Source organism: Variovorax sp. P1_H2, from assembly GCF_056405295.1.
Genome location: NZ_JBFUCJ010000136.1, coordinates 1 through 16622 on the forward strand (window position 1 = coordinate 1; position 16622 = coordinate 16622).

Below are 16622 nucleotides of genomic sequence, written 5' to 3' on the forward strand. Positions count from 1 at the left end.
GATGTCGGGGTTGGCCTTCTCGAAGAAGGGCGCCAGCTTCTGCATCTCGATCATGTGGCCGTTGTTCACGGTCGCCACGACGAGTTCGGTTTGCGCATGCGCCAGACCTGCGGCGGAGAGCGCCACGACCAGGCCAGCCTTGAGGATTCGCTTCATGAAGATGTCTCCGGTTTGAACCGGCGTCGGGGGGTGGCGCCGTGGGACGAATTCTGGAGACGGGCGCTTGTGCTTTTGGTACTTTGGGCGCCCAAAACAATACTTCCTTGCGCCATATGACCGGGAATTTCCCTGATCCATGCAAGAAGCGTTAGCCGATGCGGATGCGGTGCGCTCCAGCCGGGGCGGAGCGCAGGCATGATAATTTTGCGATGGTCACCAATTTTCCGACTGTCGACAGGAAGCGCCTGATCCGTTCCGCATCCAAGGCGTACCTCCAAGAGGCCCGAATGCTTCTCGACGTGCATCCGGAGGCGGCATGAGTGGAGGCCCTGCAAACCAGGATCCCGAGCTGTTGCGCCGATTGCTGCGCGCGAAGGACCGGATGGACGCCGCATCGCACGAGGAGTGGCCCGTCCGGCGGCTGGCGCAGGTGAGCGGCGTCTCCGAGGCCCACTTCGCGCGATCGTTCAAGCAGGCCTTCGGCATCCCGCCGCACCGGTACCTGCTCACGCGGCGCATCGAGCGGGCGATGACGCTGCTGCGCGACACCGATCTGTCCATCACGGACATCGCCTTCGATACGGGCTGGGCGAGCCTGGGCACCTTCGGGCGCACCTTCCGCGACATCACCGGCGACAGTCCGAGCGCGATCCGGACGCGCGGGAGGGCGACGGCGCACGAGCTCGGCCGCGTGCCCGTCTGCATCATCAGCGCCGCGCACCGGCCCGAGCTCACGACCGCAGTTTCGGAGAAGCGACGCCAGGCCATGGACGGTACAAACGAGCCCCAACAACAGGAGATCCCATGAATCAGGGTATTGGAGTGGTCGGTCTGTACGTGCGCGATCAAGACGAAGCGCTCGCGTTTTATGTAGCAAAGCTCGGGTTCCGCGTCCACACGGACGTGGGAAACGGCGACTATCGCTGGCTCACGGTGCAGCACCCGGACCAGCCGTCGTTCCAGCTCGGCCTGTTCACGCCCGGGCCGCCGGTGCTCGACGCGRCCACGGCGCAGACCGTGCGTGAGATCGTGGCCAAAGGCGCCATGCCGCCGCTCGTGCTGACCGTGGACGACTGCCGCGCCGCCTACGACCGGATGCTTGCCCAGGGGGTGGAGTTCACGCAGGAGCCGGTGGATCGCTACGGCACTGTGGACGCCGGCTTTCGCGACCCCTCGGGGAACGGGTGGAAGATGATCCAGGGGCGCCGCTGAGCGAACTCGCCTTGGGAACGGTGTCAGTGAAGCTGGGCATCGATGGCCTCGCGCGACCATTCGGGCGCGACCATCCGGATGAAGTCGAATGCGAACTTTTTCAAGAGATGGTCTCTTCGCAAGCTGATCATCGCGCTTGACGACGGAAACAGGTGGTCGACCGGTATCGAGCGCAAGTCCCGGTCCAGCGCCGCGTTGAACGCCATCTTCTGGAGCACGGCGACTCCTACGCCGGCGGCGACGTAGGCCTTGATGATGCTGGCGTCCATGGCTCGCATCACGACCCACGGGGTGATGCCCTGCCTTCGAAACTCGCTTTGGACCACGGATCCTGATGTGTAGCTGCTGTCGTAGGTGATGAGTGGCCACCGCGCGATCTGCTCCATCGTCACCTTCCCCATCTTCAACAGGGGGTGCCGCGGGGGCACGATGAGGCACCGTTCGATGTCGTAGGCCTTCACCGAAATGACGCCCTTGGGCATCGGATCCGGGAGGGTGCAAAGGCCGATGTCGATGGTTCCCGCTGTCACCCCCGCCAGGATCTGGGCCGGCGGGCCCACCGTGAACTCGAGCTTCACCTGCGGATAGATGGAAAGGAATTGCTTGGTCACTTCGATCAGCGAATAGCGGGCGTGGACGTGCGTCGTTCCCACACGCAACGTGCCCTCGCTATCGGCCGGCACGTCCTGCTTCAGGCGCTTCAGGGCCTGGGCATCCTGCAGAACCCGTGCGCACAGCGAAAGCGCTTCTTTGCCAGGCTCGGTCAGTCCGATCAGCCGGTTGCCGGATCGCACGAACAGTTCGATACCGATCTCTTTTTCCAGCGCACGAATCATCTTGCTCACGCCGGGCTGCGTCGTATGCAGCGATTCGGCCGCGCGAGACACGCTGAAGCCGCTGTCGACGACCTGGCGCACGCACTGGAGTTGCTGAAAGGTGATCGGCACTTTTTAAGTATTCCTTTGCGGCAATGATAGCGGCCTAAATATTCATTTTACACAATGGTCTGCAACGCGAAGAATCGCAGACATCCAAGCAATACCGATATGAAAAGCGTGCCAAACAAAGCCGAGCCCCATGACGTGAATGCGAGTTTCCGGGGCGGCGGACGCTCCGTCGAGTTCCTCGATCGGATCAACAAGGCTTCCATCGTCGCGTTGGCCGATGCAGGAATCGTGTCGGAGGGCGTCGCCAGGCGGATCGCGTCCGGCATCCTGGCACTGATCCAGGACGAACGCACCCGCCCGCGGCAGTGGTCCGCGGACTACCTCGACTACGAACACAAGCTGCTCGCCGTCGTGGGCGCCGACGGTTCCCGCCTGCATTGCGGACGCAGCCGCCAGGACATCTCGGCGACCATCGCACGCATGAATCTTCGCGCGGGCCTGCTGGACGAATGCGATGCACTGATCCAGGCCCGGCAAGCCCTTCTCGCGCTTGCGGAGCAGCACAGGCACACCATCGTGCCGGCCTACACGCATGGCGTGCAGGCGCAGCCGACCACCCTGGCGCACTACCTGCTCGGCATGGCGGGCGCGCTGGCCCGCAGTACGTCGCGCCTGCGGGCCGCGTACGGACATGTGAACCAGGGCCCGCTGGGCTCGGCGGCCCTGACGACCTCGAGTTTCGCGCTCGACCGCCACCGGCTCGCTTCGCTTCTGGGATTCGACGGCCTGGTCGAGAACGCCTACGACGCCAACCATCTCGCGCCTGTCGACACGAGCCTGGAGGTGGCGGCGGCACTCGGCATCGCGGCCGTCCAGATTGGGCAGTTCGCCCAGGATCTTCATGCGCAGTACGCGGCGCCGTCGCCCTGGATGACCTTGCAGCGGGGAGAACTCGTGGGGGTCAGCAGCATCATGCCGCAGAAGCGCAACCCGGCTGCGCTGGAGCAGCTGCGCGTGCAGAGCAGCATGCTGCTCGGCGAAATGCAGGCCGTGGCGTTGATGGCGCACAACGTGCGCACCGGGATGTTCGACTACCGGTCCTACGACCCGGTACCGAGTGCCCGCGCCCTGGCTGTGTTCGGACTCCTGAGCAAGGTCCTCGGCGGGCTCGTCGTCGACAAGGAGCGCGCACTGGCCGAGGTCCACGGCGACTATTCGACGGCGACCGAGATCGCCGATGCCCTGCTGCAGCGCGCGGACGTCCCCTTCCGCATCGGCCATCATTTCGCCTCTGCACTGACGGACTTCGGCCGTTCGCGCAAGCTCAGCCTGCGCGAGATTCCCTACCGCGAGGCTGCGCGCATCTACGAGTCCATGGCATCGAGTGCCTTCCCGTTGGACGAGAACGAGTTCGCCGAGGTGTCGAGCCCCGAATACATGGTCTTCGGCCGCAAGGGGGCAGGGGGTCCGCAGCTCGCCGAGGTGAACCGAATGCTCGCCCTTCAAGGGGAGCAACTCGCTGCCGATCGTGCATGGACGCAAGCCCGCCGGGCCCACCTGTCGCTTGCCGATGCGCAACTGGACGCCGCGGTCGCGGCGATCGCAGGGAACACGTCGGCCCCTTCATCAACCATTCCCTCGAACCCAGAGACAACATCATGAAAAGACTTCTCTCGCTGCTGGCGGTCCTGACCGTCTCACTGTCGGCCATGGCCGCGCCATACCCCGACAAGCCGGTACGCATCGTCGTGCCCTACTCGCCGGGCGGCGGCGGCGACGTGGTGGGCCGCCCGCTTTCGCAGGAATTGGGGAAACAGCTGGGAGGCTCGTTCTTCATCGACAACCGCGGCGGCGCGGGCGGCAACATCGGCATGGAGTATGTGGCCCAATCACCGGCCGACGGGTATTCGGTGGTGCTGGCCCTCACCTCGCAACTGGCCATCAACCAAGCCCTGTACCCCAAGCTGCGCTATGACGCGCTCAACGATTTCGTGCCGGTCACGCTGCTGGGATCGGCGCCGTGTTTCCTCGCGGTCAACGCATCGCTGCCTGTGAAGAACCTGGCCGAATTCATCAAGCTCGCGAAGGCGAAGCCCGGCACCATGTCCTACGCATCGACGGGCAACGGCAGCGGACTGCACCTGTCGATGGAGTTGCTCAAGTCGATGGCGGGCATCGATCTCGTGCACGTGCCCTACAAGGGCGGCGGCGCGGCACTGACCGACCTTCTCTCGGGCAACGTGCAGGCGATGTTCGTGAGCTACGGGACCGGCAGCGCGCAGATCAAGGCGGGAAAGATCCGGGTTCTCGCCGTATCGTCGAGTCAGCGCTCGTCGGCGCTTCCCGACGTTCCGACGATCGCGCAAGCAGGGGTGCCGGGCTATGAGTCCGGGGTCTGGTATGCCCTGCTTGCCCCTCGCGGCACGCCCCCGGAAGTTGTCAAGCGCCTGCACGACGGTTCGGTGGCCGCACTTCAATCGAAGGATTTGCGCGAGCGCTTCGCGTCCGACGGGATCCAGCCGATCGGCTCGACGCCGGAGGAACTCGCGAAATATATTCAGTCCGAACGCGTCAAGTGGGCCGAGGTCGTGAAGCGGTCGGGAGCGACGGTCGAGTGAGGGATCGGCATCCGCATCCGCACCGCCGAGCCGCTTGCGTCTACACCGTCTCCGACGCGTCGAAATCGAGCTCGACTTGGCGCAACCCACCGCTAAGGAGGTGGGCGGTGCCTTGGGCAGCCTCGCGAAAGTGGCGCGATTCATCTTGGCGCCTATCGACTACCTTGCCGCGCACCATGGGCGCTGGTCCCGCCATCTTGAGCGTGTCGCGCAAATGGTGCCGGAGGAGCGGCAGGTCGAAGCCCATCCGCAGATCGCCGGCCCGGTGTTCGAAGGGCTTCGATATGCTGTCGAAGAGAGCCTGCACGCGGAACCGTTCCTTAACCTCCTCGCGCGCGCGATCGATCGGGAGCGCCAGCGTCAAGCGCATCCGGCGTTTGCACTCTTGATCAATCAACTCAGCCCAGATGAGGCCCTTGTCCTCTTTCATCTAAAGCGCCAAGACTACCCGCTTTCACAGAAGGCCGAGTTCCAGACGAGCGGAACGAGTCGGGTAACGCTGCTGAGCAACGACTTTCCCATCCAGAAGCTCATGTTCCCGGAGAACTTCTTCATGTACATGCAGCACTTGAATGCACTCAATCTGGCGGGAATCGAGACGAAGTTCCTTTTTCTGCACAGCGATGGTTTCATTGGCGTCGCACAGAGACTGCGACACCCTGCGGACGTTCTCGCTTTCCGCATCGAGCTTGCTCCTGTGATCGTTGGCGAGAGCCACGGCCTGCCTCACCTGTACGGTCAGATCGTTCACGGTGCTTTGAAGACCGGTCTCTTGCTCCGCGGCTTGCGTGAGTCGCTGCAAGGCCGCGTTGCCCCTGCGCTCAGCCTCAACGGTGTCTTGCCGAGACTGACGCAGTGCATGTCCAAGTCGTTCGACCTCCTGCTCCAAGTACTCGGCAGAGCTGCGGTCACTGATGACGCGTCCGGCCAGAAATCCTTTTTGCAGCACGTTCTGAACCCTGCGTATGTGAGCGGCTTCATCCAAGTCGGTGGTGTCTTCGTCCGCAATTTCGTACTCCAAGGTTCCCGGCACAACGACTTCAACGACAGGCAGCCGCGCTCGGCGCAGACCATCCTGTTTGTGGGGCGGCACGGCATGGGTGGACTTGACCTCCACGTACATCTCGCCAGACCATTTGAGCCCGAGGCTGGTGGTGGAGGTGAACTGCAAATAGACATCGGCGAAGTACGGGCCGTCCTCGGTGTCGATTTGCTTTTCCATTTCGCGGTACGTGATCTCGATCGCGTGCTCGCCGAAGTTGTGCAACCTGAGCTGTGTGCCTGAAAGGCCCGCAATGGCCTCCTTGAACAGTCGGTGAGTGAGCGACTCGCCTCCGCCGCCGCCGGCCGCATCTGCGCCATTGAGGTAGGAGAAGAAAGTCGCACCCCCCTTCTGTACCTGCTTGACGGGCTTGCGCTGGCCGGCCTTGTCGTTACTCCAGTAAGTCTTCCCCAAAGGGACTCCACCATAGTTGCGGCGCCGCTGCCTGATGGCCCAGGCCGTGATTTTCTCGGGGCCACATTCATTGATGTATGCCCCACTCTTGGTAACTGCCATGTCTGTGGTTGTCCCTGGTATCTTTGTCTGATCGGTGGATTGGAAAGCAACCGTCCGCCAAGCTCTTTGGTGGCGAGAATACGCGATCAATCGCGGCGATTCTTGGTTGTGGACGTACTACCGAGTGGGCGAGTGCTCTACATGGATGGCCCGCGTCCGGGGGGCGCTTGTTGCGAGACCCACGCTCATCGTCCGATGGAAATGCGTCGCAGATCAGCCGTTCAGGCTCACGTGCGTTGGATGGCCCGGCACGCTCGCGAAAGAGATTTCCATCGCACTTTTAGACAAATCTGATGGACTCTTTGATGCGGTCGTTCATAGACTGACCAGCAAGAGGCGTCCGCTCTTCCTGCGCGCCGAGAAGCTGCATATCCGCGCCCTTCGACGCGGCAATAAGAACGATGACATTTCTTTCCCGCCGGTGGACGCGGCCAACGGTGGCTGCTCGCCGTGCTCCGAAAATTTCGGTTTCCATCCTCTCGCCGCTCCTGCTGACGGGTTTTGCCACGTCGTTCGCAGCTCACGCACAGATCGCATCCACTCCCCGTCCCGTCCTCGAGGAACAGCGCCAGCAAGAGCGCGAACGCGCGTTGCGCGAGCAGCAGGAGCGCACGGTCGATGCGCGTCTCCCCCGACAGGCGGTCTCTGAGCAACAACGCCTCCCCGACAAGGAAGACCCGTGCTTCCATATCGATCGCGTGGTGCTCTCCGGCGAGCGCTCCGACGAGTTTCAGTGGGCGCTCGATGCAATCACTGGCCCTCAGGGAGACGACTCGCCCGTCGGTCGTTGCCTCGGCACCGAGGGCGTCAACATCGTGCTCGCACGCGTGCAGCAGGCCGTGATCGCGGCCGGCTATGTCACCTCGCGCGTGCTCGCCGGTTCGCAGGACCTCACCCAGGGCGAACTGACCCTCACGCTGATCCCCGGCCGCATCGCGGCCATCCGCTTCGACGGCGAGGGCACGTCCACCAGCCTGCGCACCGCCATCCCTGCGCGAGTTGGCGACCTGCTCAACCTGCGCGATATCGAACAGGGCCTGGAGAACCTCCAGCGCGTGCCTTCCGCCGAAGCTGACATCCAGATCGAGCCGTCGAGTGCCGCGAATGCCCAGCCGGGCGACAGTGATCTCGTCGTCAAGTATGCGCAGTCCCGGCACCTGCGCGCCTCCCTGAGCCTCGACGACAGCGGCACCGAGGCGACGGGGCGCTATCAGGCGGGCGCCACAGTTTCCGTCGATAACCCCTTCGGCTTGAATGACCTGTTTTATGTCAGCGCGACTCACAGCATCGACGGCCATTGGTTCGACAACTCGGTCAAAGGCACCGGCGGACAAATCGTGCACTACTCCGTGCCCTATGGCGATTGGCTGCTCAGCGCCACGGCATCGCAGAACGACTACCACCAGAACGTTGCAGGCTACTTCCAGAACTACGTCTACGCCGGCGAGAGCAGCAACGCCGGGGCCAGCATCTCCCGATTGCTGTATCGCGATCAGCACCGCAAGACCATTGCCAGCGTGCGAGCGTTCCGGCGCTCCTCGCATAACTACATCGACGACACCGAGATCGAAGTCCAGCGCCGCGTCGTCGGCGGCTGGGAACTCGGCCTGAACCACCGCGAGTTCATCGGGCCAGCCACGCTCGACGGCAATCTCGTCTATCGACGCGGGACCGGTGCGTTCGGCGCAATCCCCGCGCCCGAGGAGCCGTTCGGCGAAGGCACCTCCCGCATGCGAATCATCACGGCCGACCTGGGCGTGAACCTGCCGTTCCAGCTTGGCGACCAGCAGCTTCGCTACTCCGGTCTCTGGCGGGCGCAGTGGAATCGCACGCCACTCACGCCGCAGGACATGTTCGCCATCGGCGGGCGCTTCACCGTCCGTGGATTCGATGGCGAGTTGACCTTGTCGGGCGATCGCGGCTGGCTTGTCCGAAACGACATCGGCTTGGCGCTCGGAGCGAGCGGCGCCGAGTTGTACGCAGGCGTCGACTACGGCGAGGTCGGAGGCCTGTTCGTCGATCAGTTGATCGGCAGTCATCTCGCCGGCGGCGTGATCGGGGTGCGTGGCGTCTTCCAGGGACTGAACTACGACGTCTTCGTGGGCGCTCCGATCGGCAAGCCCGAAGGATTCCGCACCGCGAGCGTCACGGCTGGATTCAGCCTGGCCTACAGCTTTTAGGGGGCGCCCTGACGCAGGACTTTTTCAACCAACGGAGTGAGATATGACAAGAAAAAATACGGTACTCAAAGGCTTGGCGCTGGTGGCAGCGTTGGGAGCATTGCATGGTTGCGGGGGTGGAGGGGGGAATGGCGGGTTTTTCCTGCCGCAATCTGATGCAGAGGCGAAGGCTCCGGACACGGAGACTGTCGACCCGACCCCCACGCCAGCCCCGGATTCCGGCACCGAAGTCGATCCGACCGCGTGCATTACCGCGCCACAACCCGGCTCGACCGCGGCCGTCGGCAATGAACTCGAAGGCGTGTGGAGACGCAAGCAGACCGGTGCAGGCTTCCTGATGATCGACTCCACGCTACGCGGCGTGGGCTGGACCTATCTTGGCGCACCAGAAGGAATGTTCGATGGCGCGATGAGCTACAGCGTGCCCAATGGAAGCTGGCAGTTCGATTCGGGCGTCGTGAGCTCCGTGTCCTCTTCTCAGTGGGCGCCTCTCTCGGGCCAAGGCAGCTTCGCGGCCAAGAGCACGATCAACGGCACCTACGCGGACGGCACGGGTGCCCAATCGACCTTCGGGCCGTGGCTCTATGACGTTCCCACGAACTCGCTCGCGATCAGCCCGGAGCTGTTGCAGGGCGAATGGAGAAACACGGAACAGAACGTCGTCGCCTCCATCACGGTTGGGGCCGACGGCGTGTTCGCCGGGGCGAGCCCTGCCACCAGCCTTTACGGCGCCTGTGCATTCAGCGGGACTTTGGAGCCCAGCGAACCAGGCACGAAAAAGAACAGCCTCAAGATCACCTTGCTCGCCACGAGCACCGCCCAGGCCGGCGAGCGTGCGTGCGTGTGGGCTGCGGCCACAGGTGGCGTGGGCGCTGTGATGGTCGACCAGAACACGACAGATGGTTCGTGCAAGCAGTCCACGTCGCTGCGCTGGTTCCTTCGCGACGCCAGCGGTCACCTCGCGGGCGGCCCCACCTTCCTTCGGTAGCCCTTGAACGCCGCGCAGCGACGACGCCAGCGCGGCGGGCATTGACCATCCCCTCCATTCAACCCGGGCTGCGCTCCCGCAGACTCGCGCGCCTTTCGAGATAGCCAAGATGAATAAGAACGTTCACCGTCTAGTTTTCAATGCCGCGCGCGGCGTGTGCATGGCCGTGCAGGAAACGGCCAAGAGTGCCGGCAAGGCCACCGGGGCTACCTCGGGCGTGCTCGGTATCACCACGGCGGCGGTGCTCGGCCTCACGTCCGCGCAGGCGCAAATTGTCGGGGCACCCAACGTGCCCGGGAACCAGCGGCCCACGGTGCTCGTCGCGCCCAATGGCGTCCCCGTCGCGAACATCATGACCCCCAGCGCCGCGGGAGTCTCGCGCAACGTCTACAGCCGCTTTGACGTGCAGGCCAATGGCGTGATCCTCAACAATTCGCGGACTGCGGCGCAGACCCAACTCGGCGGATGGGTACAAGCCAATCCCTACCTCGCGACCGGCCCGGCGCGCGTGATCCTCAACGAAGTGAACTCGGGCAATCCGTCGCAGCTTCGCGGCTATGTGGAAGTGGCCGGCCAGCGCGCCGAGGTGGTCATTGCCAATCCGGCGGGGATCTCTGTCGACGGAGGCGGCTTTATAAATGCCTCTCGTGCAACGCTGACCACCGGCGTGCCGCAACTCAATGCCTTGGGCGGTCTCGACGGCTTCCGCGTCAACGGCGGCAACATCGGTATCGACGGCAAGGGCCTCGATCTCAGCCAGACTGATTACGCCGCCATCTACGCCCGCGCCATGCAGGTCAACGCGGGCATCTGGGCCAACGATCTCAAGGTCGTGACCGGCGCCAACCAGATCAGCGCAGACGAAGCGGCTATCACTCCCATCGCCGGCTCAGGCGGCGCCCCCGCCTTCGCACTCGACGTGGCGGCGATTGGCGGCATGTTCGCCAACAAGATCAAATTGATCGGAACCGAATCCGGTCTCGGTGTGCGCAACGCCGGCAACATCGGCGCCGGAGCGGGCGGCCTCGTCGTCACCGACGCCGGCCGGCTGGAAAATACCGGCACCCTCGAAGGCCAGCGCATCGAGATTGCGAGCGCCACGGACATCGACAACCGTGGCGGAACGATCCGGCAAAGCGGTACGGCGGGGCTGACGCTGACCGCACCCATCTTGAGCAACACCCAGGGCGGCGTTGTCGGCGCGGAACCCTTGAGTACAGGCACGGGTGGTGGGGCAGGCAGTGCCGATGGCTCGACGAACTCAGGCAGCGGCGCCGGCGTCCCAAGCGAGGGCAACGGAGGCGGCAGCCCTACGGAGACTGGCGGCGCCTCGCCGTCGCAACCCTACGTGCCGCCGAGCCCCGGCAGCATGACCGCGTCCGGCGCCATCCTCAACGACGGCGGACGCATCTATGCAGGTGGACCGATCACGCTCCAAACCCCGCAGATCAATAATTCGGGCGGCTCGCTCGACGTCGACACCATGGCCGTTGCCGGCCCCGTTTTCACCAATGCGGGCGGGACGATCAACGTCAGCAGCGGCTTCAGCGCCAATGTCGGCAGCTTCGACAACAGCGCGGGCGGCAAACTCAGTGCGGGCCGCCTGGACATCGCGACCACGGGCGACCTGAACAACCAGGACGGGATGATCGAGAGTGGCGGCGACGCGACCTTTGCGGTGGGTGGCACCGTCAACAACACGCGGGGTGAAATATCCGCTGCGGGTGCGTTGACCGCCGAGGTCACCGGCGCCGTCCAGAATGCTTCGGGCTCGCTCATGGCCAACCAGGCGGTCTCGATCCAGGGCCAGTCCCTGGATAACACGCTAGGCTCCGTGGCTTCGGCGGCGGCAGGGACATCGCTCGCCATCGCGAACGCCTTGGTGAACTCCGGCAACATCAGCGCCGCCACGGACCTGTCCATCCAGGCAGGCAGCTTGAACAACGCCGGCAGCCTGCGCGGTGCCGACGACAACTCGGTGGCGGTGGCCGGTCAGCTCGTCAACGATGGCAGCATCACAGCCGGACGGAACACGACCGTGAGCGCCGCCAGCCTGCAAGGTGGGCGCAGCGGCATCCTCGGCGCTGGAGTTCAAAACGACGGCAGCCTCGGTGCTGCGGGCGATCTGAACGTCACCACCACGGGTGTCTTGGTCGCCCAGGGCACAAACATCGCCGCAGGCAATGCCGCGATGCAAGGCGCCAGCGTCGATTTGTCGGCCAGCCAGACCGGCGGAGCGAACATCGCCATCACCGCCACGCAGGGCGACGTGACCACCAGCGAGGCCACCGTCGCCACGGTGGGTACGCTGAGCGTCACGGCCAATGCCCAGGCAGGACAAACACTGGTGAATGAGGGCGGAACCCTGAACGCCGGGCAGTTGGACCTGCGCGTGTCGAATATCGCCAACACGAATGGCGGCGAGATCGTGCAGACCGGCACCGGAGCCACGACGCTCGCAGTCAGCGGCAAGCTCGACAATTCCACAGGGCGCATCGCCAGCAACGGCCAGGATCTGACCCTTCAGGCCAGTACCATTGCCAACACAAGCGGCAGGATCGAACACGCTGGCACGGGAGCCTTGAGCATTCAGGCCAACAGCCTGGATGGCGCCAACARCCAGATCATCAGCAATGGCGCATTGGTGGCCGCGGTCACCGGCCACTTCAACCAAGACGGCGGCACCACCACTGCGAAGCAGGTCACCATCGATGCCGGGTCGCTCGGCAACCGGGGCGGCAAGATCATCCAGACCGGGACCGATGCCACGCGCATTGCCGTCGTCGGCATGCTCGATAACAGCGATGGCGCCACCATCGCGAGCAACGGCGCCACCGCCATCACGGCCGGTAGCCTGAACAATCAGGCCGGATCGATTCGCGCTGCCGGCACCTCCGACCTGAGCATCAGCACGGGTGGCCTGCTCGACAACAGCGCGCAGGGGGACATCGGCGCGGGCGGCAATCTCGCCTTGGCCGCCGGGAGCCTCGTGAACGACTCGGGTCGCGTCACCGCCGTGGGCGATCTCACGGCGACCGTCGTCGGCGCCACGTCCAATGTGGACGGCACACTCGCCGCGAACGGCGACACGACGATATCGGCCGGCAATCTGGACAGCACGCGCGGCGTGGTCGCCGCCGTCAACGGCGACTTGCGCGTCACGACGGCTGGCACCACCGCGAACGCTGGCGGCACGATGCAGGCCGGCGGCAACGTCGCCCTCGCCAATGGTGGCCTGGACAACACGGCCGGCAAGGTGTTCGGCAACGCGCTGGATATCGACACTCGGGGCAATGCGCTCTCGAACGTACAAGGGACGCTGGCCGCCGCGACCATCGTGGCGCTGAATTCGGGCGCTCTCGCAAACGATGCCGGACTGATCCAGTCCGGCGGTGCGATGACCGTGAACACGAACGGTCAAGGCTTGAGCAATTCCAACGCGGCTGGCTATGCGGGAGGCCAGGGCGGCATCGCCAGCGGAGGCACGCTCGACCTGAATGCCGGCAGCGTCAACAACACGGCAGGTTACATCGGCTCGAAGGACGCGCTCACCGCCAGCACAGGCACTTTCTCGAACGTCAATGGCGGTGCCGTCTTCAGTCAGTCGAGCGTTGCCATTGACACCCACGGCGCCACCTACGACAACTCGGGCGGCCAGACTCAAGCAATCGGTGACCTGACTCTCAGCGCGGGTGGCATCGCGAACACGGCCGGCTTGATCCGCTCGGTCGCGACCACGACGCTCAGCGCCGGCACCATCTCGAACGCGAACACGCAGGGCACGGACCAGGGCATCGAAGGCCAGAATGTTGCGCTGAATGTCGGCGACCTCGACAACACCTCGGGCGCCATCCGGTCCGATGTCAATACGACCATCACCAGCGGCGGCAATCTCAACAACACGTCCGGCCTGATCTCGGCCGGCGACACGCTGCGCATCGCAGACCCGAACGCGGCAAACCCGGCCGCGAAGACCCTGAGCCTCACCAATACCAACGGCACTCTCGTGGCGAACCAGAGCCTCACGCTCGACGCGACCAACTTCAGCGGCGACGGCACCATCGTCTCGGGCAAGGACCTGAGCATCGCGCTGGTCCAGGACATCGTGAACAACGGTGAGGTCAGCGCCAACGGCGACCTCTCGTACACCACTCTCGGCACGCTCACCAACTACGGCAAGCTGCTGGCGGGCGGCACGCTGACGGCCGGCGGCACCACGGTAGAGAACAACGCCAACGCCGAGATGAGCGGTGCCGACACGCGCATCCATGCCGGCACGCTCAACAACCGGGGCCTGATCGACAGCCACGGCCAGACGCGGATCGATGCCGGAACCGTCAACAACATCGGAACCGGCCGCATCTATGGCGATGCGGTCGCGATCGGCGCTGGCACGCTGAACAATGACGCGGAGACCATCGCGGACGTGACCTCCGCCGCCTCCATCGCGGCGCGCTCCAGCCTCGACATCGGTGCCGACACCATCAACAACCGCGACGGCTCGCTGATCTTCAGCGCGGGCGACATGTACATCGGTGGTGCGCTCGATGCCGCCGGCCAGGCGATCGGCAGAGGCAGCGTGCTCAACAACCTGAGCGCCTCGATCGAGTCCCTGGGCAACATGTCCATCGCGACAGGAACCGTCAACAACTTCGATACCCATCTCGTCATCGGGCAGACCCAGGAGACCGGCCCGCTCATCAACACCGTGATTCCCACCGGCGGGTTCGAAGCACCGCGTTCGCGCTTCATCCTCGACCCCGACGATCGCTACACCTGGTACATCAACGACGACGGCACGCTGACCCCCCTGGGGCGTGGTTGGATCGAGAAGTACCGGACCGCCACGACCACCACGGACTATGTCGTGAGCAGCGCGCCCTCGCGGCTCGTCGCTGGGGGAAACATGTCCATTGACGGCCTGCTGCGCAACCACGACAGCAAGGTGATCGCTGGCGGGAGCTTCACCTCCACGCAGCCCGTGGACAACTACCAGTCTCCGGCGCAGAAGGTGACGCGCGTCGACGGCTGGGACGTTACGATCTCTGGCTTCGACACCAGCGGAAACAGCGACCACTCCACCGCCCCCTCACACCTCATCGAGCAGCGGATCGACTCCATCAAGCTGGGCGGATTCGAGTTCGAGGAGAACCTCAACGCGACCCAGGGCTACGACCCCGGGGCGGCATCGAACGTCAACGGGCCGGGCGGCTCTGCCGGCCAGGCTGGTGGCGTTTCGGGCGGTAGCGGACCCGGAGCCGTCATCGAGGTCGCGTCGGCCGTGAAGGGCACTGCATCGGCGGGCGGAAGCGGTGCAGGAACAGCCGGCGCGACCGATGCCGATGGCACAGCGGGCAGCACGCGCGATATCCCCATGGTCGTGCGGACCAGCGCGCCGGATACGCGCGTGCCGAGCGCCAGCCTGTTTCGCACGCAAGCAGAAGGCAACTATCTCGTCGAGACCGATCCGCGCTTCGCGAACTACCGCAACTGGCTCGGCAGCGACTATCTCTTCAACGCGATGGGGTTCGACCCCAACAGCGTCCAGAAGCGCCTGGGCGACGGCTTCTACGAGCAGAAGCTCATCCGCGAGCAGGTGGCTCAACTCACCGGCTACCGCTATCTGGACGGCTTCTCCAACGATGAGGAGCAGTATGTGGCGCTGATGAACGCCGGTGTCACATTCGCGCAGAAGTACCACCTGACGCCGGGCATCGCCCTCACGGCCGAGCAGATGGCACAGCTCACGAGCGACATCGTGTGGCTGGTCGAGCAGACGGTGACACTCCCCGATGGCAGCACTCAACGCGTGCTGGCACCACAGGTCTACGTTCGCGTCCAGCCGGGCGACATTGACGGCTCCGGTGCCCTCCTGTCGGCGGACCGAACGATCATCAAGGGCGCGCCGGGCGCCGGGGATCTGGTCAACAGCGGCACCATCGCCGGTCGCTCGCTGGTGTCCATCAGTGCCGACAACATCAACAACCTGGGCGGGCGCATCTCGGGCGGCAACGTGGCGCTGGACGCCCGCGCCGACATCAACGTCATCGGCGGGACGGTCGACGCGCGCGATTCGCTGGCGCTCACCGCCGGCAACGACATCAATGTCCGCACGACCACCAACAGCACGCAGAGCGCCCATGGGAGCGTCACCAGCATCGACCGCGTCGCGGGGCTCTACGTCACCAACCCGGGCGGCTCGCTGATCGCGAGCGCGGGCCGGGACGTCAATCTCGTCGCCGCCGAAGTGGTGAGCGCGGGATCGGTGGGCGTGGGCGCCGGACGCAATGTGAACCTGGGCACGGTCACGGAGTCGCGCAGCAGCGCAGTGGTGTTCAATGCGCGCAACGGGTATTCCGAGTCGCAGAGTCTCGACATCGGCTCGGCGATTCAGGGCACGATCGACGTTCGCCTCGCAGCGGGCAACGATCTCAACATCAAGGCCAGCAGCGTCGCCAGCGTCGAAGGCGCGCTGGTGGCAAGCGCCGGCCGCGACATCAACATTGAGGCGGGACAGGCCAGCGAGTCCAGCACCTCCTACAGTCATGCGGAATCCAAGAAGCTCCTCTCGCGTTCCAGTGCGACGGACTTCAACAGTAACTCCACCACCGACGTCATCTCCAGCAGCTTGAGCGGCAACAGCGTCGCGCTGGTGGCCGGCAACGACATCAACGCGCAGGCCGCGCAACTGCGTTCCGACAAGGACATGAGCCTGGTCGCGGGCCGGGACATCAGTCTCACCACAGCGGACCAGGTCACCCAGGATTCTCACTACAGCGCGCGCACCAAGAAAGCCACCGGGTTGGGCATGCTCACGGGCGTGTCCCTGGGCGCTGGCGACGTGGGCGCCAAGTTCGTTGCCGGGAGTTCGAGCACTTCCATTGGGTCCACGACTTCCACCCAGGCCGTTGGCACCACCGTCTCCGCAGGCAGCCTGCAAACGGTGAGCGGTCGCGACACGACGCTCCAGGGAGCGACCGTCGTCGCGGACAACGACATCACCATGCTGGCCGGGCGCAA

The 16622-nt window shown here is 64.8% G+C and carries 9 protein-coding genes and 1 pseudogene; 8 read left to right on the forward strand and 2 right to left on the reverse strand.

Translation table 11 applies throughout. The features are described from left to right. Nucleotides 1–156: pseudogene (locus tag AC1D2E_RS30650) on the reverse strand (sugar ABC transporter substrate-binding protein); the annotation flags it as partial. Nucleotides 157–475: 319 nt separating this feature from the next. Between AC1D2E_RS30650 and AC1D2E_RS30655 the strand changes: the two are divergent. Continuing rightward, nucleotides 476–967: a helix-turn-helix domain-containing protein gene (locus AC1D2E_RS30655; RefSeq protein WP_478200889.1), complete on the forward strand. Its 492-nt coding sequence runs from the start codon at nucleotides 476–478 to the stop codon at nucleotides 965–967. Then, nucleotides 964–1371: a VOC family protein gene (locus AC1D2E_RS30660; RefSeq protein ID WP_478200890.1), complete on the forward strand. Its 408-nt coding sequence runs from the start codon at nucleotides 964–966 to the stop codon at nucleotides 1369–1371. Before AC1D2E_RS30655 ends, AC1D2E_RS30660 begins: the two co-directional genes overlap by 4 nt. A 23-nt stretch (nucleotides 1372–1394) precedes the next feature. Here AC1D2E_RS30660 and AC1D2E_RS30665 read toward each other — a convergent pair whose 3' ends face one another. After that, nucleotides 1395–2318 (reverse strand): LysR substrate-binding domain-containing protein, encoded by a 924-nt coding sequence (locus AC1D2E_RS30665; RefSeq protein ID WP_478200891.1) that lies wholly within the window; start codon nucleotides 2316–2318, stop codon nucleotides 1395–1397. A gap of 135 nt (nucleotides 2319–2453) precedes the next feature. Here AC1D2E_RS30665 and AC1D2E_RS30670 point away from each other — a divergent pair, with 135 nt between their 5' ends. The 6 genes from AC1D2E_RS30670 to AC1D2E_RS30695 all read left to right on the forward strand — a co-directional run. Further along, nucleotides 2454–3920 carry a lyase family protein gene (locus AC1D2E_RS30670; RefSeq protein WP_478200892.1) on the forward strand — a complete coding sequence of 489 codons (1467 nt, stop codon included), beginning with the start codon at nucleotides 2454–2456 and terminating at the stop codon, nucleotides 3918–3920. A 47-nt stretch (nucleotides 3921–3967) separates the two neighbouring features. Continuing rightward, nucleotides 3968–4876 (forward strand): Bug family tripartite tricarboxylate transporter substrate binding protein, encoded by a 909-nt coding sequence (locus AC1D2E_RS30675; RefSeq protein ID WP_478200893.1) that lies wholly within the window; start codon nucleotides 3968–3970, stop codon nucleotides 4874–4876. A 214-nt stretch (nucleotides 4877–5090) separates the two neighbouring features. Beyond that, nucleotides 5091–6161, forward strand: a complete 1071-nt coding sequence (locus AC1D2E_RS30680; protein ID WP_478200897.1) for an Abi-alpha family protein — start codon at nucleotides 5091–5093, stop codon at nucleotides 6159–6161. 674 nt (nucleotides 6162–6835) lie between these two features. Beyond that, nucleotides 6836–8614 carry a ShlB/FhaC/HecB family hemolysin secretion/activation protein gene (locus AC1D2E_RS30685; protein ID WP_478200894.1) on the forward strand — a complete coding sequence of 593 codons (1779 nt, stop codon included), beginning with the start codon at nucleotides 6836–6838 and terminating at the stop codon, nucleotides 8612–8614. A 43-nt stretch (nucleotides 8615–8657) separates the two neighbouring features. Continuing rightward, entirely contained in the window at nucleotides 8658–9602 is a 945-nt protein-coding gene (locus AC1D2E_RS30690; protein WP_478200895.1) for a hypothetical protein, read from the forward strand. Nucleotides 9603–9711: 109 nt separating this feature from the next. Then, nucleotides 9712–16622 (forward strand): beta strand repeat-containing protein (locus AC1D2E_RS30695; RefSeq protein ID WP_478200896.1); only part of this gene is annotated, 6911 nt, incomplete at its 3' end.

What these genes read in the sequence shown, in the direction of transcription:
- AC1D2E_RS30690 (WP_478200895.1), top strand. Translation starts at nt 8,658, where the DNA reads ATGACAAGAAAAAATACGGTACTCAAAGGCTTGGCGCTGGTGGCAGCG.
- AC1D2E_RS30685 (WP_478200894.1), top strand. Translation starts at nt 6,836, where the DNA reads ATGACATTTCTTTCCCGCCGGTGGACGCGGCCAACGGTGGCTGCTCGC.
- AC1D2E_RS30655 (WP_478200889.1), top strand. Translation starts at nt 476, where the DNA reads ATGAGTGGAGGCCCTGCAAACCAGGATCCCGAGCTGTTGCGCCGATTG.
- AC1D2E_RS30675 (WP_478200893.1), top strand. Translation starts at nt 3,968, where the DNA reads ATGGCCGCGCCATACCCCGACAAGCCGGTACGCATCGTCGTGCCCTAC.
- AC1D2E_RS30680 (WP_478200897.1), top strand. Translation starts at nt 5,091, where the DNA reads ATGGTGCCGGAGGAGCGGCAGGTCGAAGCCCATCCGCAGATCGCCGGC.